The sequence below is a fragment of the Fulvivirga kasyanovii genome (genome assembly GCF_009711405.1).
GTDB lineage: Bacteria > Bacteroidota > Bacteroidia > Cytophagales > Cyclobacteriaceae > Fulvivirga > Fulvivirga kasyanovii.
On record NZ_SMLW01000154.1, the window covers coordinates 1 to 1353 of the forward strand.

Annotated in this window: 2 protein-coding genes; both read right to left on the reverse strand. The window is 34.7% G+C overall.

The annotated features are described in order from the left end of the window. Window positions 1-69 precede the first annotated feature (69 nt). Window positions 70-615, reverse strand: coding sequence for a hypothetical protein (locus tag E1163_RS00440; protein ID WP_155168559.1), 546 nt, complete (start codon window positions 613-615; stop codon window positions 70-72). Window positions 616-984: 369 nt separating this feature from the next. Continuing rightward, on the reverse strand, window positions 985-1353 hold a 369-nt coding region (locus tag E1163_RS30200), incomplete at its 5' end, for a hypothetical protein (RefSeq protein WP_185155891.1).

The window sequence follows — 1353 nt, forward strand, 5'->3', positions numbered from 1 at the left end:
ACCACTTAGAACGGTTACGACAATCTCAGGATGTTCAGATATGAATGTTAATAGGTCCATCTTTTGGTTTTATTCATTTTCATCAATTAAGAATTCAAAGAGTGTTTTCTTGTCATGGTTGCTCTCCAAAGGGAAATGCTTACTATGAACATACTTTCGTTCAAGAACTTCATTTGAAAATAACCTTGAGGCTACTGGATATGTGTCAAGTGTCACATGCGAATAATCAAAGTCCGTGTTGTAAATTTCTTCATATGATTTGAAGTCAGGCGATGGGAAGCTCTCTTTATATTCTTTATTGTACTCTGGTTGGAAGTAGTTTATCAAAGAAGCTTCAAAAACTGTCAATTCTTGACCTTCTGGAATTCTTTGTGAAGCACTTTTTTGAAGTTTTTTTAAGTCCTCAACAGTCACCTTCTTTAAGCCTGAAGCTTTGGATAATGAGTCATTTGTGATCAAGTGAGTAAATTTGTCAGGGGAAACGTTACTTATATGTACTGAATCAAATGTAGAGTCTATGATTTTCTCTAGCTCAAGCGAATGTTGGCTTTTAGTTTTGTTGCTTATGAGAAGAATAGTAAAGGACAATATAAGAATCTTATACACTCTATTCATTTATATTCAGTTAATGCCAACAATTGGATATACGCAACGTTGCACATATACCCACTATTCGTCGTAATCTAGAGGATTTTTAATACCTTTCAAAGAGTTGATTGCATACATGTATATACATTGCAGTTGTGCGCTAAGTATATGCTCACCCTGGTCTTAACGTAGCGATCCTAAGACCTAAAATTATCTAGGGCGTCCGCCCGGGCTAATTCTTTAATACTATCTTTGAAAACATGAGAAGAAAATAGGCCGTTCGGGGTCAAAATGCTATGTATTTCGTAGTATTTTGTGCCATATTCAACAATTGAGCTGAGCGGACGCTAAAGGCCAGGTAGGTAAAGTATATCATTCAAAATCACATCCCTCGGCTTACGTATACTGCCTTTTGTGCCTGTGCTTTATATACTCGTTTAATATTTTACTCATTTCTTTATAGAATTCTTCTCGATTAAAATCCGTCGGTTTTCTTTTCAATGAATCAACATCTTTAATCGCTTCAAGAATTGCTGTTTTCAATATATCAAATTGTTGGTTTCCAGTCAGCCCTTTCATTTTTCTATAATCAAATTGCTTGACCACTAACAAGTTTTTGTGTTTGGTTCCGTAGCGTTTATAATTTTTTGTTTTTTTACTAAAATCCTTAAAGTCACCCTTAAAATCGAAAATCTCATAACCTAAATCGAACTGTCTAATCGACTTACCAAAAGTCTTCCCACTCAGTCGATTGTTTATATAATC